General features: G+C 61.7%; 16 protein-coding genes. 2 read left to right on the plus strand and 14 right to left on the minus strand.

Annotated features, from left to right (window positions below; all coding sequences use genetic code 11):
* Positions 1 to 35: 35 nt before the first annotated feature.
* The 3 genes from BFP99_RS04570 to BFP99_RS04580 form a co-directional block, all read right to left on the minus strand.
* Positions 36 to 989, minus strand: coding sequence for an alpha/beta fold hydrolase (locus tag BFP99_RS04570; RefSeq protein WP_065946719.1), 954 nt, complete (start codon positions 987 to 989; stop codon positions 36 to 38).
* 81 nt (positions 990 to 1,070) lie between these two features.
* Positions 1,071 to 3,323 (minus strand): ATP-dependent DNA helicase, encoded by a 2,253-nt coding sequence (locus BFP99_RS04575; RefSeq protein WP_065946720.1) that lies wholly within the window; start codon positions 3,321 to 3,323, stop codon positions 1,071 to 1,073.
* Entirely contained in the window at positions 3,320 to 4,969 is a 1,650-nt protein-coding gene (locus BFP99_RS04580) for a VRR-NUC domain-containing protein (RefSeq protein WP_065946721.1), read from the minus strand. The genes BFP99_RS04575 and BFP99_RS04580 overlap by 4 nt, the downstream gene beginning before the upstream one ends.
* Positions 4,970 to 5,154: 185 nt before the next feature.
* Between BFP99_RS04580 and BFP99_RS04585 the strand changes: the two genes are divergently transcribed.
* On the plus strand, positions 5,155 to 5,379 hold the full coding sequence (locus tag BFP99_RS04585; protein WP_027605784.1) for a YgdI/YgdR family lipoprotein: 225 nt from the start codon (positions 5,155 to 5,157) through the stop codon (positions 5,377 to 5,379).
* A 56-nt stretch (positions 5,380 to 5,435) separates the two neighbouring features.
* On the opposite strand, the gene BFP99_RS04590 is transcribed toward BFP99_RS04585, so the two are convergent.
* The 8 genes from BFP99_RS04590 to BFP99_RS04625 all read right to left on the minus strand — a co-directional run bounded on the left by BFP99_RS04590 (position 5,436) and on the right by BFP99_RS04625 (position 16,158).
* Complete coding sequence (locus BFP99_RS04590; protein WP_065946722.1) at positions 5,436 to 6,860, minus strand: polyurethane esterase; 1,425 nt, start codon at positions 6,858 to 6,860, stop codon at positions 5,436 to 5,438.
* A 40-nt stretch (positions 6,861 to 6,900) separates the two neighbouring features.
* On the minus strand, positions 6,901 to 8,238 hold the full coding sequence (locus BFP99_RS04595; RefSeq protein ID WP_065927585.1) for a TolC family outer membrane protein: 1,338 nt from the start codon (positions 8,236 to 8,238) through the stop codon (positions 6,901 to 6,903).
* Positions 8,239 to 8,240: 2 nt separating this feature from the next.
* Positions 8,241 to 9,533, minus strand: a complete 1,293-nt coding sequence (locus BFP99_RS04600) for an HlyD family type I secretion periplasmic adaptor subunit (protein WP_065927586.1) — start codon at positions 9,531 to 9,533, stop codon at positions 8,241 to 8,243.
* Positions 9,534 to 9,630: 97 nt separating this feature from the next.
* Positions 9,631 to 11,358, minus strand: a complete 1,728-nt coding sequence (locus tag BFP99_RS04605) for a type I secretion system permease/ATPase (protein ID WP_065946723.1) — start codon at positions 11,356 to 11,358, stop codon at positions 9,631 to 9,633.
* Between the two features lie 103 nt (positions 11,359 to 11,461).
* Positions 11,462 to 11,830: an AprI/Inh family metalloprotease inhibitor gene (locus BFP99_RS04610; RefSeq protein ID WP_027605779.1), complete on the minus strand. Its 369-nt coding sequence runs from the start codon at positions 11,828 to 11,830 to the stop codon at positions 11,462 to 11,464.
* A gap of 49 nt (positions 11,831 to 11,879) precedes the next feature.
* Positions 11,880 to 13,313: a serralysin family metalloprotease gene (locus BFP99_RS04615; protein WP_065927588.1), complete on the minus strand. Its 1,434-nt coding sequence runs from the start codon at positions 13,311 to 13,313 to the stop codon at positions 11,880 to 11,882.
* A gap of 367 nt (positions 13,314 to 13,680) precedes the next feature.
* Positions 13,681 to 14,784 carry a DmpA family aminopeptidase gene (locus BFP99_RS04620; RefSeq protein WP_065946724.1) on the minus strand — a complete coding sequence of 368 codons (1,104 nt, stop codon included), beginning with the start codon at positions 14,782 to 14,784 and terminating at the stop codon, positions 13,681 to 13,683.
* A gap of 9 nt (positions 14,785 to 14,793) precedes the next feature.
* Positions 14,794 to 16,158: an APC family permease gene (locus tag BFP99_RS04625; protein WP_065927590.1), complete on the minus strand. Its 1,365-nt coding sequence runs from the start codon at positions 16,156 to 16,158 to the stop codon at positions 14,794 to 14,796.
* A 200-nt stretch (positions 16,159 to 16,358) separates the two neighbouring features.
* Between BFP99_RS04625 and BFP99_RS04630 the strand changes: the two genes are divergently transcribed.
* A complete protein-coding gene (locus BFP99_RS04630) occupies positions 16,359 to 17,144 on the plus strand; it encodes a helix-turn-helix transcriptional regulator (protein WP_065927591.1) in 786 nt (261 codons plus the stop codon).
* Between the two features lie 294 nt (positions 17,145 to 17,438).
* On the opposite strand, the gene BFP99_RS04635 is transcribed toward BFP99_RS04630, so the two are convergent.
* The 3 genes from BFP99_RS04635 to BFP99_RS04645 are packed head-to-tail and all read right to left on the minus strand — an operon-like array spanning position 17,439 to position 20,354.
* Complete coding sequence (locus BFP99_RS04635; protein WP_065946725.1) at positions 17,439 to 18,518, minus strand: polyamine ABC transporter substrate-binding protein; 1,080 nt, start codon at positions 18,516 to 18,518, stop codon at positions 17,439 to 17,441.
* A 60-nt stretch (positions 18,519 to 18,578) separates the two neighbouring features.
* The gene (locus tag BFP99_RS04640) at positions 18,579 to 18,920 is read right to left on the minus strand and encodes a cupin domain-containing protein (RefSeq protein ID WP_065927593.1); all 342 of its coding nucleotides are present in this window, start codon (positions 18,918 to 18,920) and stop codon (positions 18,579 to 18,581) included.
* A gap of 27 nt (positions 18,921 to 18,947) precedes the next feature.
* Positions 18,948 to 20,354, minus strand: a complete 1,407-nt coding sequence (locus BFP99_RS04645) for an NAD(P)/FAD-dependent oxidoreductase (protein WP_065946726.1) — start codon at positions 20,352 to 20,354, stop codon at positions 18,948 to 18,950.
* Positions 20,355 to 20,371: the final 17 nt, after the last annotated feature.

The following is a 20,371-nucleotide window of genomic DNA, read 5'->3' on the forward strand; positions in this document are numbered from 1 at the left end:
TGAGAATGGCGAAAGCGATATGCGACTGCTGACCATCAGTCAAGTGACCGGACCCGCCCTAAAAACTCGAGCACCAGCGCATTGACCCGTTGCGCCTGCTCGTTCTGGATCCAGTGACCGCAGTTGGCCAGGCTATGCAGTTCAAGGTCAGGCACCCACTCAGGCATGCGCTTGAGCGTATGGGCCTCAAACACCCCCACCGGATCGCGGTCGCCAATCAGGAACAAGGTCGGTTGCAACACCTGGCGGCCGGCGAGGAGTTTGGTGCGCTGCCAGTTGCGCTCGAAGTTGCGGTACCAGTTCAGCGGGCCGCGAAAGCCGTGTTCGGCGAAGGTTTGCACGTACACGTCGAGGTCTGCCTGTGTACACCAGTGCGGTAATGCACCGGGCGTTGAAGTGCCCTCAAGCAACGTGGCGGTGGCCGGTTTCTGCTGTAGAAACACATCCTGGTCCTGCATGAACAGGCGCAAGGTGCGTTCGATATCGGCATCCAATTCCTGCTCGGCTACACCCGGTTCCTGGAAATACAGGATGTAATTGAAGCGGTCGGCATACAGCTCGCGCATGATCTCGATCACCGGCCGCCGAGCACGCCCGGCGAAAGGCACGGACATCGTGACCAACCGAGTGACGCGCTCCGGCTCGAGCAACGCCAGGTGCCAGGCCACCACGGCGCCCCAGTCATGGCCGACCATCACGACCTGTTCGTGCCCGAAATGGTCCATGGCCTGCTGGATATCGCCGCACAAGGTCATCACGTCGTAGTCGGCTATCTCGGCGGGTGCGCTGGATTGGCCGTAGCCGCGCATTTCAGGGGCAAATACCCGGTAGCCTGCGGCGGCCAGCGCGGGTATCTGTTCACGCCAGGAGTGCCAGCACTCGGGAAACCCATGGAGCAGCCAGATGGGGTGGCCCTGTTCCGGCCCCGCGACATGCACCCATAGCTCAATACCGTTTACAGGGATCTTTTGCGGGGGCAGTTGGCTCATGGGTGGGGCCTTTCCTGGATGTTTTGCCTAGCCTGGGGGATCCGTCGTGCAAGAACCAGCATCATTGATGGCAGGAATAACTCAATCAATGGCCCACCACCTCGGCAACAACTGTCGCACCCGGCCCTCCCCAAACCGGTCATCCATCAACATCACCACACCCCGGTCGTGCTGGCTGCGGATCACCCTCCCCGCCGCCTGCACGACCTTTTGGATGCCGGGGTACAGGTAGGTGTAGTCGTACCCTGCGCCAAAAATCGCCGCCATGCGCAGTTTTATCTGCTCGTTGACCGGGTTGAGTTGCGGCAATCCCAGGGTGGCGATAAATGCGCCGATCAGGCGTGTGCCCGGCAAGTCGATGCCTTCACCGAACGCGCCGCCCAGCACGGCAAAACCGACGCCTTGGCTGTGCTCGGTGAATTGATCGAGAAAGCCTTGGCGTTCAGCCTCGGCCATGCCCCGCGACTGTTGCCACAGCGGGATCCGCGGGTGTGTTTCGGCGAGCAGTTGCGCCACCTGTTGGAGGTAATCAAAGCTTGAGAAAAACGCCAGGTAGTTGCCCGGTTGCCGGGCGAACTGGCGGGCGATCAGCTCGACAATCGGCGCCAGCGAGGCTTGGCGATGCACGAAGCGGGTGGAAATGTCGCCGACGATGCGCACGTGCAGTTGTTCGGCCTTGAACGGCGACTCCACGTCGACCCAGGCCGTGTCCGCTGGCAGCCCCAGCAGGTCGGCGTAATAGTGGCGAGGGCTCAAGGTGGCGGAAAACAACACGCTGCTGCGGGCCGCCGTCAAGCGCGGCCGGATGAATTCGGCGGGTACCACGTTACGCAGGCACAGGGTCGAGCTGCTGCGTTTGCCGCCGAGCTGGCGCTTGCTGATGTCGAAGATGAAGTGCTCGTTGAACAGCTCGGCGACCTTGGTAAATTGCAGCGCTTCGAAGTAGAAGGCTTGCAGGTCACCGCTGAGGGCTTCGGGGTGGTCGTTGAAGTAATCACCCAGGGCGCTGGTGCACAGGTTCAGGGCCTGGAGCAGTTTGTCCGGCCTGGAGGCATAGGCTTGGTACGGCGCGACCTGGTCTTTGTGCAGGGCGTTCCATTCGCGGTTGAGGCGCTGCAGGGGTTTCTTCAGCGGCTCGGGCGCGGTGTCGCGCAGGATCTTCAGGCTGTACTGGTCGAGGCTCGCGCTGTACATCGAGCGCGCACGTTCCACCAGGTTGTGGGCTTCGTCCACCAGCACGGCAGCGCGCCATTGGTTGAGTTGGGCCAGGCCGAAGAGCATGGCGCCGAAGTCGAAATAGTAGTTGTAGTCGGCAACCACCAGGTCGGCCCAGCGTGCCATTTCCTGGCTCAGGTAATAGGGGCACACCCTGTGATCGAGGGCGACATTGCGCAGGTTGTGTTGGTCGAGCAGGCGGACCTTGGACGCGGCAAGGCGCGCGGCGGGCAAACGGTCGTAGAAGCCCTTGGCCAAGGGGCAGGCGTCGCCGTGACAGGCCTTGTCCAAGTGCTCGCAGGCCTTGTCCCGCGCCACCAGCTCGAGAACACGCAGGGGCAGGTCGCTGCTGGCATGCAGCACCTTGGCTGCATCGAGGGCGAGTTGGCGACCGGGGGTCTTGGCGGTGAGGAAAAACACCTTGTCCAGTTGCTGGGGCGCCAGGGCCTTGAGCAGCGGGAAGATCGTGCCGATGGTCTTGCCGATGCCCGTGGGGGCCTGGGCCATCAGGCAACGGCCGGTGCTGACGGCCTTGTACACCGACTCGGCCAGAGTGCGTTGGCCGGGGCGAAAATCGGCATGGGGGAAACCCAAGGTCTGCGCCGCAACGTCGCGCGCTTCACGGTGCTGCATTTCCTGGCGGGCCCAGCCGAGAAACAGTGCACATTGCTGATTGAAGAACGCTTGCAGCTCGTCCGCCTGGAAACGTTGATTGAGCAGGGTTTCGCCTTCGCCGACGATATCGAAATACACCAGCGCCACGTCGATATCCGTGAGGCCAAGCTTCTGGCACATCAACCAGCCGTACACCTTGGCCTGGGCCCAATGCAGTTGCCGGTGGTTGGCGGGCTGGGCAGCCAGGTCGCCTCGATAGGTCTTCACTTCTTCCAGGCGGTTGGCGTCCGGGTCGTAGCCATCGGCCCTGCCCCGCACCGTCAGTTGCTGGTACTCGCCTTCCAGGGCCACTTCATTCTGGTAGTGCGCACTGCGGCGTGAGGCCACGGTGCGATGGCCCGCTATACCTTCCTGGGCGCTGGGCGACGGGGTAAAGCGCAGGTCCAGGTCGCCGACCTTGGCGGTGAACTCACACAGCGCCCGCACGGCTACGCTGTAGCTCAAGCGGGTTGCTCCGCCCAGCGTACGTAGCAGACGGTGACGGGCATCTGGTATTCACCGCAGAACTCCAGCCAACGCAGCTGGTTGTCCTGCAGGCGGTCGCCAGGGCCCTTGACCTCGATCATGCGATAGGTCTTCTGCGCCGGCCAGAACTGGATCAGGTCCGGCATGCCGGCGCGGTTGGCGCGGATATCCAGCAGCAACCGTTCGAACCAGTAGCGCAGGTGTTCGGCCGGCAGACAGGCCAAGGCTTGTTCCAGCAGGTCTTCACTGAGCAGGTTCCAGAACACAAAGGGCGACTGGATCCCCCACTTATCGAGGTAGCGTTGGCGGATGGTGGTTGTGTAGCGCCCGTCCTGCAGTTGCGCAAAACACGCGTCAAACAGGGGGACGCGGCGCGCGTGGAAGTCTTCGCTGTGCAGGTCCGCCGGCCCACGGTGGAACGGGTGGAAAAACGCCCCCGGCAGTGGTGCGAAGATCGCATCCCAGCACAGCAGGCCGAACAGCGAATTGATCAGGCCGTTCTCGACGTAGTGCACCGGTGCATCAGGTGCGCTCAGGTGGGCCTGGACACAGGATTCCACCGACATCAACGGCTCCGGCAGCGCAAGTTCCAGGTCCAGGCGCGTGACTTCACGGGATTTGAGCGTCGGCAGCCGGGGTTCGCCGAGCTTGCGGCGCAGGCGGGGCATGACGCGCAACAGGTGTTGCTGTTCGGCGGCACTTTCCGGTGCCTGTTGCGCGATGCTTGCCAGGGCCATGGCCTGGGCGTAATCCTCCTGGCGCTCCAGCACGCGAATCAGCCGCGCGCGGGCGCCGGGGTAGGCGCAGGTGCGGTAGACCTGCTGCGCCAGGTCCAACTCGGCACCGCGCTCGCAATACTGGCCGAGCTGGAACAACAGCTTGGCCCGGCGCTTTTCCAGCCAGGGGTTGTCGGTGTTCAGCGTGGCCACTTCAGCCAGCACCTGCGCCAGCGCCTCACCGCGTTCAAACGCCTGCTGGCATTGGTGCAGGAACAGAAAACCGTGCACGTCGGCGCGGCTGCGCAACCCCCGCGATTCGGCGCAGAACTCGACTTTTTCATAGGTGTAGATGCCCAGGTCCGCGAGGACAAACTCGGACCAGTCCTGGTGCAGGTTGCCGAAGAACATCAGCCGCAGGCGGTCGCATAACTCCATCACGGTGAGGCTGTACAGCGTGTCGGCCAGGTCCGGGCACCAGTCGGCGAAACGGCGCGTGTCGGTGAACTGCGCCGCCAACCCTTCCAGCCAATCGGCCTTCTTGCCCTTGGGCTGGTCGATCCAGGGTGCGAAGGTGCTGAGAATCTCGCCTTTTTGCAGCAAGGCGAATAATGCTTCAAATGCCAGAAGGTGGTTGTCGTCCACCCATCCCAATTCCCGCAGGGGCGCGGCAGCGGCATGGGGGCAACCGATCTCCACGTAGTGCAGCTTGCCCGCACGAAAATGCACGCCCTTGCGCATCACCATGCGCACCAAAAGCGCCTGGGAGGCTTGCGGCAACCTGTCGAATTGCTGAATGAAATGCTCTTCGTCAGGGTCGAGCAGATCGGCATAGCGTTGCCCCAGCCAATGCAGGACCTGGCGGAAGTTATGCAGGTAATAGAGCGGGTTTTCGAGGGGATTGGCCATGGTACGCATTGGTCGAATACTGGTTATGCATACAGAGTGCCGTCGTAAATGCGGTGTTGCAATCGGTAATAGATAAATGGCACACGCAACTTTTTGCATAAAAATGATCAGATGGGGAGTCGATGGCGTAACATTTGTCGCCCGCGTCCCTGGCGTGGGATTTTTCAGGGTTAAAGGTAAGGGTTATGAACATGAAGAATTTGGGGCTGCCACTGGTTGCACTCACTTTTCTGGTATTGGCCGGTTGCGCGACGCAAACCGTAGTGACACTGCAAAATGGCACGCAGTATTTGACCAAGGACTCTCCAAAAACCAAGACGGCCGACGGGTTTTATGAGTTCACCGATATCGCCGGCAAGCGCATCCGGGTCAAAGCCGACGATGTGGCCACGGTGCGCAAGGAAGACTGATTTCCAGCGGCCCGCACTGATCAAATGTGGGAGAGGGCTTGCCCCCTCCCACCGTTTTAACCGATCACAATCCCCTCCCCCGACAAGCCAACCACCCCCACCAACGTCACCGAATCCGCGCCAAAACTGATCACCGTATCCCCGCCCACGACCTTGGCGTGATCACGGTAATCCGCACTCCCCTCAACGTCCCTGAACACCAGCTTGTCCGTCGCTTGATAGCCGATAATCCGGTCCTGGCCAAACTGCCCGCTGAACAAAAAGGTGTTATGCCCGCTGCTGTCGCGGATCGTGTCATTGCCCTTGCCGCCCTCGATAAAGTCCGCGCCTTTGCCGCCCTGGATCAGGTCATTGCCGTCACTGCCAATGATGTAGGTATCGCCCTTGTGCGGTTCGGCATTGCGGTTGAGGTCCTGCACCCAGGTGGTGGCGCGTGCCGGGTCGGACAGGTTGGCGACGATAATCGTCGAGTCGCGGCTCATCTGCCCATAGAACCCGGACTCGAGGATGCGCGTCATCCCATCGCCATAAGCCGTAGGCAAATGGGAGATCCAGGTCGGCAGGTTGGTGATGGAAAACGGCAGCACATTCCACAGCGTCGAAGCGTAGTGGTCGTTAAAGCTGACGATATTGTCGGTGGTCGATTCATGGGGTTTGTCATGCACGCCCAACGATGACCAATTGAAGGATGATCCGTCCAGCGCACGGAATACCGGGTCGTTTTCGTAGCCGATATTAAGCACCTTGTCGCCAGCGCTCTGGGTCGGCGAGGCGTAGGCCACGTAGTTGGCGTCCTGGTAGAACCCCGCCCATTTGCTGCTGCTCAAGTCGGCCATGCTGTTGACCGCCAGGCCGCCCAGGCTATGGCCGCTGACCACTACGTCGTGGCCGCTGAGGCCGTGGGCACTGGCGTACTCGGCGACGTTCTTGAGCAGGCCGCCAAAGGCTTCACCGGCATAGTTCTTCGCGTAATCCTTGGGGCCCAACGCTGCGAGCAGATCGCTGACCAGATCGCCAATGGAGTCGCTGACCAGCGTTTCCCGAGGGCCCGACGTACCGCGAAAACCGATACCGATTTCCAGCAGCTTGCCGGCTTCATCGTACTTGCCCAGCACCTCGACCTGGGCTGTGGTGTAGCCGGCTTTTTCGCCGAAGAACGTGCCTCGGGCGTCGACCTTGCCGGTATAGCCCAGGGTGCTTGCGCTGATGGGCGTCCAACCGGCTTGTTGCACGGCCTCCAAGGCGGCTTTCTCCGAATCCGGGTTCCAGGGAATGCCGGGAATCACGCCCTGGGAATCCGTACTGCCCAGCAGTGCAGCGACCAGCGTGGCCGGCAAACCGAGCCCCAGGCCGTTGTGCTGGTAGCCCACGGCAAAGCCGTTATCCAGGTTGTGATAGGCGTACAGCGTGATCGCCATGGCATCGGCGAACAACGCTTTGGAGCCCTCGGCTCCGAGGTTTTTATAGTCGAACACACCCATGGTATTGCCTCTCTGTTGTTGGAATTGTCGAGAAAGCCAATTAATGCGGTGCCGGTCCGAACGCCTCATCCACCTTGGCCAGGTCGGTGTCGCGCAGGTTGCCGGCGTAGTAGTGCAATTTGGTCCAGGCCATCAGGTAGTCGTAACGCGCCTGGGCCAGGTCGCGCCGCGTGCTGTAGAGCTGTTGTTCGGCGTTCAGCGCATCGAGGTTGACCCGCTCGCCACCGAGGATGCTCTGCTGGGTCGACAGCACCAGTGCTTCTGCGGAGGTCAGGGCCTTTTGGTAAGCGCGCAGTTTGCTCACGCCAGACAGGCACGCGCTGAACTGCCGACGCAGTTCGATCAGGGTCTCGCGGGTCTTGCCTTCCAGCTCGTACTCGGCCTGTTCCATGGCGCGGCTGGCCTGGCGGGTGGACGCGGAGATGCCGCCACCGGCATACAACGGCAGGCTCACTTCGACGCCGATGGTGTTGGTGTCGTAGCGCTGGTTGTAGGTGTTGCCGCTGTCGGACTCCTGCTGGCGCGAACTGGCGTACGCAGTGACCTTGGGCAGGTGTCCGGCGCGGTTACGCTCCACTTCATAACGCGCGACTTCCAGGGCCTGGCGCTGGGACGCCAGCGTGGGGTTGTTGCTGATCGCCAGTTCATGCCAGGTGTCGTAGTTGGCCGGGGTCAGGGTGAACGCGGCGAAACCTTCGTTCAACGGGGCGAGGTCGTCGATGTTGACGCTTTGCACACCGATCAGCGCACCCAGTTCTCTAAGCGAGGCGTCCTGCTCGTCCAGCGCCTGGATCTCTTCGGCGGTGGCCAGCTCATAGCGCGACTCGGCTTCGAGGATATCGGTGCGGGTGCCCTCGCCCTGCTGGAACAGGTGCCGGTTCTGCTGGAACTGCTGCTCGAAGGCCTTCTTCTTGGCCCGTGCGATGTCGATCTGGTCCTGGGCAAACAGCGCCTGGGTGTAATAGCTCAGCACCCGCACCAGCAGCGCCTGGCTCTTGTCGCGAAAGCTTTCATCGGCGAACAGCGCCTGGGCCACGCCCTTGCGGTAGTTGGCGTAGGCCTCATAGTCGAACAGCGGCTGTTGCAGGCTGAAGGTCGAGCCGTAGCTGTTGTAGTTGCGGTCGTCGTGGTAATTGCCGCCGCGGCCGTCGGGCAAGGTGGCCTGGGAGTTGTTGCGGCCCTTGTTGTAGTTATACGACAGCTTGGGCAGCAAGCCTGCGCGGCCGATGGTGCGGTTTTCCAGGCCGGCGTCGCGCTCCTTGATCGCACCGAGAAACACCGGATCGTTACGCAAGGCCTGTTCGTATACATCGAACGGGCCCATGGCGGCCTGGGCGTTAATGCAGGTAAACAGCAAGGCGATGAACACAGCTTTCATGCTCATTCCTCGGTCAACGCGGAGCCGGCGCGGTCGAGCAGCGGCTTGAACAGGTAATTGAGCAACGAACGCTCGCCGGTGCGCACAAACATCTCGGCGGGCATGCCCGGCTTGATGACCAGGCCGTGGAGTGTCTCCAGTGCTGCCTCGCTGACGGTGGTGCGCAATACGTAATACGGCGCGCCGGTTTTTTCGTCGAGCATCTGGTCGGCGGAAATCAGGCTGACCTCCCCCGGCACACGCGGGGTGCGGCTCTGGTTGAAGGCGGTGAACAGGATATCCACCGGCAGGTGCGTGCCGACCTTGTCCACCAGGTGCACCGGCAAATGCCCTTCCACTTCCAGGCGCGTGCCCTGGGGCACGATTTCCAACAGGGTTTCACCGGCACGCACCACGGCGCCTTCGGTGTGCACGCTGAGGTTGACCGCAATGCCGTCAGCCGGTGCGTTGATCTCGCTGTGTTGCAGATCGAAGCCGGCCGAGGTGAGTTGCTGCTCGAGGGTCAGGCTGCGCAATTGCGCGTCGGCCAATTGGCTGCGCACGTCCTTCTGGTATTCCTCGCTGTGCTGCTGCAATTTCAGGCGCGATTCAAGGATGCCCTGCTCCACCCGGCCGCTCTCTCCGGTGTTCTGCGCCAGGTCCTGTTGCACCTGGGACAGCTGGCGTTGGTACTCCATCAGCCGGTTGCGCGGGATATAGCCGTTGTCGGCCAGGGGTTGCAGGTTGCTCAGTTGGTCGCGCAGGGACTGGGCCTGGGCGGTCAGGTCGCTGCGGGCGCGGCGCATGCCGTTGAGCTGTGCGGTGGCGCCCTCGATATTCGCGCGGATGCCTGCCTGTTCACGGGCAAAGGCTTCGCGACGGCTGCTGAACAATTGGCGCTGGCCTTCCAGGACCAACGCCAGTGCGGGATCGGGGTTGCTGCTCAGCTCGGCGGGAAAGGTGATAGCGGATTGATTGTCGCGCTCGCTCTGCCACCGCGCGACGCTGGCCCAGGCCATGCGGTACTGGGCCTGCAGGGACTGCACGTCGGCCTGATTCTGGGTCTGGTCGAGACGGAACAGCGGCTGGCCTTGCTTCACCAGCTCACCCTCCTTGACCAGGATCCGACTGACCACGCCGGGGCTGAAGGTTTGCACCGCCTTGCGTTTGCCCGACACCACCACCGTGCCCTGCACCGGGATGCCCTGGTCCAGGGGCGCCAGGCTGGCCCAGAGGAAAAAGCCACCGGCACCGACCACGGTCAGCAGCCAGCCCATGCGTACGAAAAATCGGGCGTCGTGTTGTTCATGAATCATGCTGACATCCTTACTGCTTGACGCAAAACCTGTAGGAGCGAGCTTGCTCGCGAAAAACTCAGCGTCACCGCGTGTATCCAATCAGGGCGCATCATCGTTAACGCCCTTCGCGAGCAAGCTCGCTCCTACCTTGGGGCGCTTGGTCACGGTGGCCGGACAACGCCCGCAGCACGTCCTGGCTCGGCCCGAATGCCTGCAAACGCCCTTCGTTGAGCACCAGCAATTTATCGGCCTGGGCCAAGGCCGAAGAACGATGGGTCACCAGCACCACACTGCTGCCCTGGGCCTTCATCTGGACAATGGCGCTGGCCAGCGCGGCTTCGCCGACGGTGTCGAGGTTGGAGTTGGGCTCGTCCAGGACGATCAAGCGCGGCCCGCCGTACAGCGCACGCGCCAGAGCTACGCGTTGTTTCTGGCCGCCGGACAGACCACCGCCGTTATCGCCGAGGACCGTGTCATAACCGTGGGGCAGGCGCAGGATCAATTCATGCACGCCGGCTTGCTGCGCAGCCCGCACCACCCGCTCGGGGTCGGCCTCGCGAAAACGTGCGATGTTGTCGGCGATGCTGCCACTGAACAGTTCAATGTCCTGGGGCAGATAGCCGATGTACGGGCCGAGGTCGTCGCGGTCCCAGCGGTGAATGTCCGCACCGTCCAGGCGCACGGTGCCGGCCAGGGTCGGCCACACGCCCACCAACACACGGGCCAGGGTGGATTTGCCGGAGCCCGAGGCGCCAAGCACGCCGAGCACTTCGCCGGCGCCGAGGCTGAAGCTGACCTGATGCAGGGTGGGCATGCGCCGCCCGGGCGGCCCCGCGCTGACCTGTTCGAAGCTGACCTGGCCCTTGGGTGCGGGCAATTTCATCTGCTCCACTTCCGGCGGGAACTCGCGCAGCAGTTCGTCCAGCCGCTGATAGGCCAGCTTGGCCGAACTCCATTGCTTCCAGACCGCAATCAACTGGTCGATGGGGCTGAGTACACGGCCCATCAGGATCGAGCCCGCGATCATCATCCCGGCGGTCATGTCGCCCTTGATCACCAGCAGCGCGCCCAGACCCAGCACCAGGGATTGCAGGCACAGGCGCAGGGATTTGCTCAACGAGGTGATCACCGAGCCGGTATCACTGGCTCTGTTCTGCAAACCCAGGAACTGCGAATGCACAGCAAACCAGCGGTGGCGCAACGCGCCGAGCATGCCCATGGCCTGGATGGTTTCGGCGTTGTGCAAATGGCTGGTGGCCAGCTGCGTCGACTGCTGGGAGAAGCCACTGGCCTCGCCCAAGGGTTTCTTGGTCAGGTATTCGTTGAGGCACGCAAGGCCGATCAACAGCACTGCGCCGGCGGTGGCCAACACCCCGAGCCAGACGTTGAAGAGGAAAATCACCAACAGATAGATGGGAAACCACGGCGCATCGAAGAACGCAAACAGCGCCGGCCCGGTGATGAATTGGCGGATATGGGTCAAGTCCCCCAGGGATTGCCCGGCATGCCCCTGGCCGCGTTGCAGGTTGCGTTCGAACGCAGCCTTGTACACGCGCAAGTTGAAACGCCGCTCCAACTGGCTGCCGATGCGGATCACGATAAAACTGCGGATGACCTCAAGCAGGCCAATAAAGGCAAAGAAGCCCACCACCATCAGGGTCAACATCACCAGGGTGGTTTCATTCTGCGAGGAGAGCACACGGTCATACACTTGCAGCATGTAGATCGACGGCACCAGCATCAACAGGTTAATCAACGCGGTAAAACAGCCGACGCTGATCAAGATGCTCTTGTATTCACCCAGCGCCTTGAATAAAGGCGCAACCGCATGGGGCCTGGCCATAGGTTCTGATCTTCCTTGAATCAAATTACGCGCATAAGTTTGCCGTCCTCCGCGATAGAGGCCGCTCAACTAATGAAATCGAGTTATAGGCTTATAACAACAACTAAGGCACTCGTTTTAATTCAACCACGGTGCCGGACTTCGTCCGCGCCTGATACTCGCCGTCTTTCTGACGATTCAAATGGGTGATCCCGCTGCCTTCGGCATTGAATAGCCAGATACCGTCCGGGGTCGGCGACCACGTCAGGGGCTTGTCCCCCAGCCATTGCGCCACACAGGCCACATCGCCACCCAGGGCATTAGCCTGCTCAAGCAGGTCCAGTGCACACACCTGATCCTGCTGGTGCAACTGCCAATGCCCGGCCAGCTGGGCGCTGGTGGGTAAAACAAGACTGCTCGCCATTGCGTGGGCTCCTGCCGACACGAACATCACCTGCAATACGCAGGCGATCACATTGTAAAAACGCTGCATCTGTACGCTCCAGCCTGGAGACGCGGCGCTTGCGCGCCGCGCCCGTGCATCATGCCACGATGTCGCTGACCGCTGCCTGGCCGACGGTGGTGACGAGGAAATCCGCCACGCCGTGCCCGGAGAAGTCGACGGCCAGGGTGCCCAGGTTGGTGCCTGCCGCGTAGGTCAATACCGCATCGCCGGCATGCCCGGTAAAGGCATTGACGAAGGTCAGGCCGGCCCCTTTGGTGATGCCGCTGAGGTCGATCTTGTCGGAGCCCGAGGTGAAGTCAAAGATCTTGTCCGCCGCCCCTGGCTTGGAATCGGAACTGGCGCCGAACACAAACGTGTCGTTGCCCGCGCCGCCCCACAGTTGATCCGCGCCGCCGCCACCGTAGATGAGGTCGTTGCCGGCCCCACCCTTGATCACGTTGGCCGCGTTGTTGCCGATGATCAGGTCGTTGCCCGCACCGCCGAACGCGTTCTCGACGGTCACGCCCTTGGCGATGGAGACGTTGCCGACCAGGCCGCCAACGTCGGAGAACGAGGCCTCATTGAGGTTGATCTTCTGGTTCTGGGTGAAGCCGGAGAAGTCCAGGGTGTCATTGCCGCCACCGTCCCAGACCGAGAACACCAGCTTGTCGGCGTTGGACGTGGCGCTGAGGAAATCACGCCCGGTGTTGGAGTTGAACCCGTAGGTGGTGTCGCCGGCGCGGGTGTTGTAGTTGGCACCGTAGAGCTTCTGGATCGCGGCGATGTCGTCGATCAGCGGGCCAGAGGCATAGGCTTCTACCCCGCCTTTACTGAAGTTCTGGTTGGTGTTGCTCTCGCTCCAGTAACTCATGAGGCTGTAGCCGCGCGTATCCTGTCCATAGGTCGCGTCGTTGTAGGTCGGGGCGCCTTCGCCGGCGTTGTAGTCGCCAGGGTGAGCCAGGCCCAGGGTGTGCCCGATTTCGTGGGTCAGGGTCTGCCGGCCATAGTTGTTCAGGTCCGGGGTCTTGTTCGGCGTGTAGCTGTTGTTGGTCAGGTACCACGAGGTGCCGTCGTAGCCTGCACCGGTGCCGGGCAGGTAGGCGAAGGCTGCCGCGCCGTCCTGGCCGCTGCTGTAGTTGCCGAATGTCATGTGGCCGTCACCGCCGGTGGCTTTCTCGGTGAAGGTGACGTTGGCCACGTCCGACCAGGATTGCATGGCCAGGGCGGCCTGTGCTTTCTGCTGGGCGTTGAACTGGCTGAAGCCCGAGATACCATGTTTGTTCATGGTGCTCGAGGACGCCGAGGTCAGGAAGGTGTAGGTCAGGTCGATCTTGCCGTTGCCGTCAAAGTCCCGGTACGCGGCGCCGTCGCGCAGCAGCTGGGTGGCCGCCTGGTCAACGGTGTAGGAGGGTTTGCCATTGATCGTGAGATTGCCGCCACGGTCATACAGATGGCTGAAGCTATCGATTTGCGAGTAAGCGGTGCTGGCTTGCGCCGCCGACACGATAGCCTTGTCTTTTGCTTTTGACATAAACGTACTTCCTTGTTTGCAAATGCATCAGTCTTGGGTCGATAGGAATCCCGTGGGCGAGATCGTCCTATCACTCGCCTCTTTTGAAGGCGTCACGAAACTGACACAACTTGAAATCTTTCGTCTACATCTTTTCCAGCATGAAAATCGGGCAACAAACATGCATTCCAAGTTAGGCGCCGTATCTGTTGGGCAACGTTGCTGTTGTCCGACAAAAGACAGCGGAGGGTTATTTAAATATTAAATAGCGCTAAAGCCGCTCAAGTTGAACGGCGCACTTGATAATTGGATCCATTGTATTGTCACGGTGTCATTGGCGACATTAAACAGCCACTGTTTATATTTATATATCGGCGCTGGCCCTCCCTTATCGGGACGCGCGCCAGCCCGTGTCGTGCAATGCCCGTATCAACGTTTCGCCTTTCAAGCCCGGCACCTGTACGCCGTCGTCGGTCACCATGTCTTCGCCCGCCAGGATTGCGTTGATGATCGCCTCCTCCACCGCCTCCGCCGCAGCGCTGAACAGCGGGGATATATGATCGTTATTCACCATCTGCAAGGTGCTGCTCAACGGCAGGCCCTTGCGCGCGTAGTCCGCTGGCGGCAGTTCCTGGTTGCCAGTGGCGAAGGCCAGGAACAGGTCGCCGCTGGAATCCTCGGTGCCACCGCCGGTGCGCGCGATGCCTATAGACGCGCGTTGTGCCAGGCGCTGGCATTGGTGCGGCAGCAGGGGCGCATCCGTGGCGATGATCACCACGATCGAGCCCATGCCCGGCGTGCCTCGTTCGGCAAAGGGTGACGGCAGGTCCATCAAGCGGCGGCCCACCGGATAGCCGTCGACCCGCAGTTCCTGGCGCTTGCCATGGTTGGCCTGGACCAGCACGCCGACAGTCCAACCGCCCTGCTCTGCCGGCAAACGGCGCGAGGCGCTGCCGATACCGCCCTTGAATTCATGGCAGATCATCCCCGTCCCACCGCCCACCGCGCCTTCTTGCACGGGGCCGCGTTCGGCGCTGTCCAGCGCCTGGCGCACATGCTCGGGGGTGACGTGCTGGCCCCAGATATCGTTGAGCAGGCCGTCGTAGGTTTCCATCACCACCGGCATGCACCAGTACACCGCCGGGTCCGCCAGGCGCTCGCGCTCCAGGGCAATCAAGGTGTCGCGCACGATGCCGATGCTGTGGGTGTTGGTGATGGCCAGCGGCGTGGTCAACAGGCCCGCCTCGCTGATCCATTCCAGGCCGGTGGCGTCGCCATTGCCGTTCAGCACGTGATACCCGGCAAAGCATGGCTGCAACCGCGCTTCCCCGGCGCGGGGCTGGACCACGCTGACGCCAGTGCGCACCTGTTTACCGTCGACGCGGGTCTTGAGCGTACAGTGACCGACCCGAACCCCGGGAACGTCGGTGATGGCATTCAACTCGCCGGGTGTGCCCAGCCCCAGCGTGATGCCCAATTGACGTGCACGCATAACCACTCCTTACAATTTTTGAAAGGCCGGACTCGACCGGCCACTGATGCAATACAGAATCACCGACAGGGCCAGCAAGCCGATGATGATCATGATGTCGCGTACTGACGCCGCGTAGATCAAGGTCACCAGCAAGTAACCCGCGCCCAGTGCAGCCAGCAACGCCGGCAGCGGCCACAGCGGCATGCGATAGGGATGCTCGCGGTCGCGCAGCAGCACGCGGCTCATCAGCGCGCTCAACGCCACCACCAGGTACACCAATATGATCAGCAATACGCTGAACGAGGTGAGGTCGGTCAGGTTGGAGCTGAAGCTCAGCAACGCCGACGGGATCGCCAGGAACAGCGTGGCCAGCCAGGGTGAATCCCAGCGCGGATGAATGCGGGTAAACAGCTTGTTGATGGTAGGCGTCCACAATGCATCGCGCCCGCTGCTGAACACCACGCGGCCAATCTGGATAACGATGGCGACGATGGCGTTGAACACCGACAGGAAGATGCCCGCGCTGACCAGGCGCGACAGCGTTTCGTTGCCATGGCTGGTGAGCAGGTAGCCGATGGGGTCCGGGCTGCTGATCATCGCACTCAGTGACGGCGCGCCGATCAGCAGCGCCGTGATCGGCACCAGCTCGATCACCACCACCAGGCCCAGGGACCACAGCACCGCCTTGTGTACGCCCTTGCCCCCGCATTTCATGTCTTCGGCCAGCAACACGGCGGGGCCGTAACCGTTGTAGGAAAACAGGCCAATGCCTACCGCGCCGATCACCAGGGCCCAGGGCGCCAGGTGCAACACACCGTTTTCGACAATCTGGGGTTGAAACAGCACGCTGGCCGGCTGCACCGGGTTACCGAAGCCGATGCACACGATCACCAGCAACGCCGCGACTTCCAGCAGCAGGCAGGCCCCGGTGATCCAGGCGTTGAGCTTAATATTGAGGATACCCAGGGCGTAGCTGCACACCACGATCACCAGGGCCACGGTTTGCGCGTCGAATCTGGTACCCAAGGCGTTGTTGAGGTAGGTTGCGGCACCGGTGGCCAATACCGGCGGGATAAACAGCAGCATCACCAATACGGTCAGGAACGTCGCGTAGCCGGCCATGCCGCCGAACACGCGCTTGGCATACACATACTCGCCACCGGCGCTGTTATGGGCGCGGCCCAGTTCGGCGTAGCAAAACGCGAACATCAGCGCGAGCAGCCCTGCCATCACGAACGCCAGGAACACGCCGCTGCCAGCCTGCTGGATGGCAAAGGGCGCGATCACGAAAACGGAACTGGCGGGGGTCACAGCCGAAACGGTAATGGCCACCACATCGAAGACGCTCAGGGTGGGTTTCAGCACGCCGTCGGGCGTGGGGGAAGTGCTCATATCGTTATCCTCTGTCGTTGTTCTTGGTGTGAGGCAGAAACGAAAGGTCTGAAAGTGGCGGGATATGTTTCCCGCTGAATGATGCCAAAGGTAACCGTGGGGTTTATGCCAGCCAATTCCCCTATTGGCGTACTCCCCTTGACGGCACCCGGCAAAAGCCGAACCCTTGGGGCGATCTTTTGTTGGCGGGAGCTTGCTACATGAGCCTGTTTCGTGAAGTCGGCATGCACGCCGGCCTGGGCCGCACTGTTGCGCACATCGGCACCGAGCGTTTCTGGAAACAGCTGGTGCTGTTGTTGCACCAATGCGTACCCTTCGATAACGCGCTGGCGATCTTCTATCCCGTGGATGGTGCGCCCCAGGCACTGGAAGAGTACGACGCCCAGCCGAGCAGCAAGCCGGCGTCGATGCTGGTGTACCTCAATGGCCTGTATTTGCTCGATCCGTTTTTCCAGGCGTGTCGCGAGGGGTATGCCAGCGGCGTGTACCGGCTTGAGGAAGTGGCGCCGGACCATTTTCGCCAGAGCGAGTATTTCCTCAGCTACTTCCACGACAACGTGCTGGAAGACGAGGTGCAATTGATCCTGCAGTTGCCGGGCGCGGGGACGTTGTCGCTGTCACTGGGCATGCAGCGGCGATTCAGCGTTGAGGAGACCGGGTTGCTGACGACGCTGGCCGCCTGGGTGCTGCCGTTGATGCAGCAGCACTGGCAACAAAGCACCCGGCGCGCGCCGGCCATGGACAGCCAGATCCGGGATGCACTGAGCCAATTCGGTTGCGGTGTGCTCTCGGACCGCGAACTGGAAATCGCCCGCCTGGTACTGCGCGGATTCTCGTCCAAGGCCATGGCCGAGCGCCTGCATATCTCGCCGGACACGGTGAAGGTGCACCGCCGGCATCTGTACGCGAAGCTGGACATCTCGTCACAGCCGGAACTGTTTTCGTTGTTTATCCAGTCGTTGGGGCATGACCTGGAAAACCCGTGAAGCCCAGGGTGTACTCAAACCAAGTGTGGGAGGTCCCACAATCTCTTCGACCTAGCGCTGTCACGCAGAAAACTGGGCCCCCTGTGGTGAGCGGGCTTGTCCCGCGTCGGGCTGCGCAGCAGCCCCAAAACCAGGCGCAGAGGAATACCTGATACACCGCATTCGTCTTCATCAGGGGCGCTTCGCACCCCAGCGCGGGACAAGCCCGCTCACCACAAGAATGCGGTCGCCTGAAATTGTTTATGCAAGACTCAGATTAATGGGGGGCTCGCCCTCCCCCCACATCAGACTTCTTCAGCGGCCCATTCGAATGGTGTTCCACACCCGCGTGCGAATCCGGTCGATGTTCAGCGGCATCGCCTCCAGCGCGAATAACTTGCCCATCATTTCGTCGCTGGGGTAGATCTTGGTGTCCGCCTTGATCTCAGGGTCTACCAGGCTATCCGCTGCACGGTTGCCGTTGGCGTAGTGCACGGAGTTGGTGATGTCCGCCATCACCTGGGGCTCCAGCAGGTAGTTCATGAACGTGTAGCCGGCCTTTTCATCGGGGGCATCGGCGGGCATGGCCACCATGTCGAACCAGATGGCGGCGCCTTCCTTGGGAATCTGATAGCCGATCTTCACCCCATTCTTGGCCTCCTTGGCGCGGCTTTCGGCTTGCAGTACGTCGCCGGAGAAACCGACCGCCACGCAGATGTCGCCATTGGCCAGGTCGCCGGTGTATTTCGAGGAGTGGAAGTACGCCACATAGGGACGCACTTTCATCAGCAGCGCCTCGGCCTTTTTGTAGTCTTCGGGTTTTTTACTGTGGGACGGCAGCCCCAGGTAGTTGAGGGCGATGGGCAGCAATTCCGGGCCGTTGTCGAGGATCGCTACCCCGCACTTGCTGAGCTTTTCCATGTACTCGGGCTTGAAGATCAGGTCCCAGGAATCCACCGGTGCGTTTTCCCCCAGTACCGCCTTGACCTTGTCGATGTTATAGCCGATGCCGGTACTGCCCCACAGGTACGGGAAGCCATGGGCATTACCCGGGTCGTTGTTTTCCAGGGCCTTGAGCAGTACGGGGTTGAGGTTTTTCCAGTTGGGCAACTGACTCTTGTCGAGCTTCTTCAGGGCGCCGCCCTGGATCTGCCGTGCCATGAAGTGGTTGGACGGAAACACCACGTCGTAGCCGGAGTTACCCGTCATCAGCTTGCCGTCGAGGGTTTCGTTACTGTCATACACGTCGTAGCTGAAACCGATGCCGGTTTGTTTCTGGAAATTCTTCGTGGTGTCCGGCGCGATATAGCTGGACCAGTTGTAGATCTTCACCGTCTCAGCGGCTTGGCTGATAGCGGCCACCCACATCAAGGGCAACAGGGCAATGGCTTTCATGGTTCGATTTCCTGGCGATTTTAGGGCTGTTTTTATGGCAGGCGATCAAGGATCAAAGCGTTACAAAATCAGTACGTAGGTTTTGCGCACGGTTGCCTGGATGTCCCAGATACCGGTGCTGTTGGCCGGCAACATCAGTGCGTCACCGGCTTGTATGTGAACGATTTCACCGTTGTCAGGGGTGAAGGTGCAGCGACCCTGGATAAAGTGGCAGAACTCCTGGGATGTGATCTGCCGACGCCAGCGGCCTGGGGTGCATTCCCAGATACCGGTCTCGACGCCGTCGCTGCGTTCAACGCTCAAGGTCGAGGCCACGGCGATCGGCTCGCCCAGGGGCACGGCCACCGGTGATGAGTCCGGCAGTTGGGCATGCAGCGCGTCTTTGAATTGAGTGATGCTCATGGGGTTTTCTCGTGTAGGTGAAACGGCTCAATGCATGAAACCTTCCATGAACCCGGCTATGCCGATCGCCAGCTTGCGGCGCCAAGGTGCTGTGTTGGGGTTGGCCAGCACCTGGTCTTCATGGACAAAACTGCGAATGATCGCGTTGTAGCCAAGCCAGCGGCATGGCTCCGGCTCCCAGGCCTTGAGCGCGTGCAGGCCACGCTCACGGATCACCCAGGGTTGGTGGATCAGCGGTGTGTCGCGACTGAGGATCAGGTCGGCCAGGGTGCGGCCGCCCAGGTTGGTGGCACCGACGCCCTCCCCGCCGTAACCACCGGCCAGGGCGATGCCGGTCTTGTGATCGCAGAGCATGTGCGGGCGGAAACGGCGCGACATGCCGAGGTTGCCACCCCAGGAATGGGTAATCCGCACCTTTTTCAGCTGTGGGAAGAGTTCGCCGAACAGGTAGCGGCGCAGTGCCACTTCGCTGTCAGTCAAATCAAAGTTGTGGCGCAATTTGCCAGCGAACTGGTAACCACCGCGGGCGCCGAACACCAGGCGGTTATCCACCGTACGCTGGCCATAGGTGACCTGGCGGCTGCTTTCGCCAAAGGCCTGGCCATGGCTCAGGCCGATTTCATCCCAGGTGCCGGCGGGCAGCGGTTCGGTGGCAACGATCAGGCTTTGCACCGGCAACTGGTATCGGCCGAGGGGCGGCAAGGTATTCGCATAACCCTCGACAGCCGGCACCACCCAGGCAGCGCGCACACGGGCCTTGGCGGTGCGCACAGTACCGGACTGCCAGTGGGTCACCGGCGTGTTTTCATAGATCGTCACGCCCATGCTCTCCAACACCCGCGCAAGACCGCGCACTAGCTTGGCCGGGTTGATCGTGGCGACATGGGGGGCATGGATACCGCCATAGGGCTTGGCGATGCGGATCTGTTCAGCCAACTGTCGAGGGCTCAGCCAGCGATAGTCGGCTTCGGTCAGGCCTTGGGCGTAGAGCTTGTCCAGGTAAGCGCGCAGGCTGCCTTCCTGCTCGGGGTAGCGTGCGGCGCAGTACAGCGCGCCGCCCTTGCGGTAGTCGCAGTCGATGCCTTCCCGGGCCAGCACTTGGGCCACTTCGTCGGGAATGCCATGCAGCAGGTCGAAGGAGGCGCGGCGCTGTTCAGGCGCAAGGCCGGCCAGCAGGCGGTCTTCGCCCAGCAGATTGCCCATCAGCCAGCCGCCGTTACGGCCCGAGGCGCCGAAGCCAGCGGTTTGCGCCTCGATAATCGCGATCTTCAACTCAGGCGCCTGGCGTTTCAGGTAGTAGGCGGTCCACATTCCCGTGTAACCGGCGCCGATAATGGCCACGTTGACGTCCAGGTCATGCTCAAGGGCCGGCCGCGCCAACAGCGGGTCGTCCAGTTGGTCCATCCATAAACTGATAGTGCGCCATGCCGGCATGCCAAGTTCCCCAACCA

This window comes from Pseudomonas sp. 1 R 17 (genome assembly GCF_900067035.1).
Lineage (GTDB): Bacteria > Pseudomonadota > Gammaproteobacteria > Pseudomonadales > Pseudomonadaceae > Aquipseudomonas > Aquipseudomonas marginalis.

Coding starts and splice junctions, on each gene's coding strand:
- BFP99_RS04570 (WP_065946719.1), bottom strand. CDS start 989: ATGAGCCAACTGCCCCCGCAAAAGATCCCTGTAAACGGTATTGAGCTA.
- BFP99_RS04580 (WP_065946721.1), bottom strand. CDS start 4,969: ATGGCCAATCCCCTCGAAAACCCGCTCTATTACCTGCATAACTTCCGC.
- BFP99_RS04585 (WP_027605784.1), top strand. CDS start 5,155: ATGAACATGAAGAATTTGGGGCTGCCACTGGTTGCACTCACTTTTCTG.
- BFP99_RS04590 (WP_065946722.1), bottom strand. CDS start 6,860: ATGGGTGTGTTCGACTATAAAAACCTCGGAGCCGAGGGCTCCAAAGCG.
- BFP99_RS04595 (WP_065927585.1), bottom strand. CDS start 8,238: ATGAAAGCTGTGTTCATCGCCTTGCTGTTTACCTGCATTAACGCCCAG.
- BFP99_RS04600 (WP_065927586.1), bottom strand. CDS start 9,533: ATGATTCATGAACAACACGACGCCCGATTTTTCGTACGCATGGGCTGG.
- BFP99_RS04605 (WP_065946723.1), bottom strand. CDS start 11,358: ATGGCCAGGCCCCATGCGGTTGCGCCTTTATTCAAGGCGCTGGGTGAA.
- BFP99_RS04610 (WP_027605779.1), bottom strand. CDS start 11,830: ATGCAGCGTTTTTACAATGTGATCGCCTGCGTATTGCAGGTGATGTTC.
- BFP99_RS04615 (WP_065927588.1), bottom strand. CDS start 13,313: ATGTCAAAAGCAAAAGACAAGGCTATCGTGTCGGCGGCGCAAGCCAGC.
- BFP99_RS04620 (WP_065946724.1), bottom strand. CDS start 14,784: ATGCGTGCACGTCAATTGGGCATCACGCTGGGGCTGGGCACACCCGGC.
- BFP99_RS04625 (WP_065927590.1), bottom strand. CDS start 16,158: ATGAGCACTTCCCCCACGCCCGACGGCGTGCTGAAACCCACCCTGAGC.
- BFP99_RS04630 (WP_065927591.1), top strand. CDS start 16,359: ATGAGCCTGTTTCGTGAAGTCGGCATGCACGCCGGCCTGGGCCGCACT.
- BFP99_RS04635 (WP_065946725.1), bottom strand. CDS start 18,518: ATGAAAGCCATTGCCCTGTTGCCCTTGATGTGGGTGGCCGCTATCAGC.
- BFP99_RS04640 (WP_065927593.1), bottom strand. CDS start 18,920: ATGAGCATCACTCAATTCAAAGACGCGCTGCATGCCCAACTGCCGGAC.
- BFP99_RS04645 (WP_065946726.1), bottom strand. CDS start 20,354: ATGCCGGCATGGCGCACTATCAGTTTATGGATGGACCAACTGGACGAC.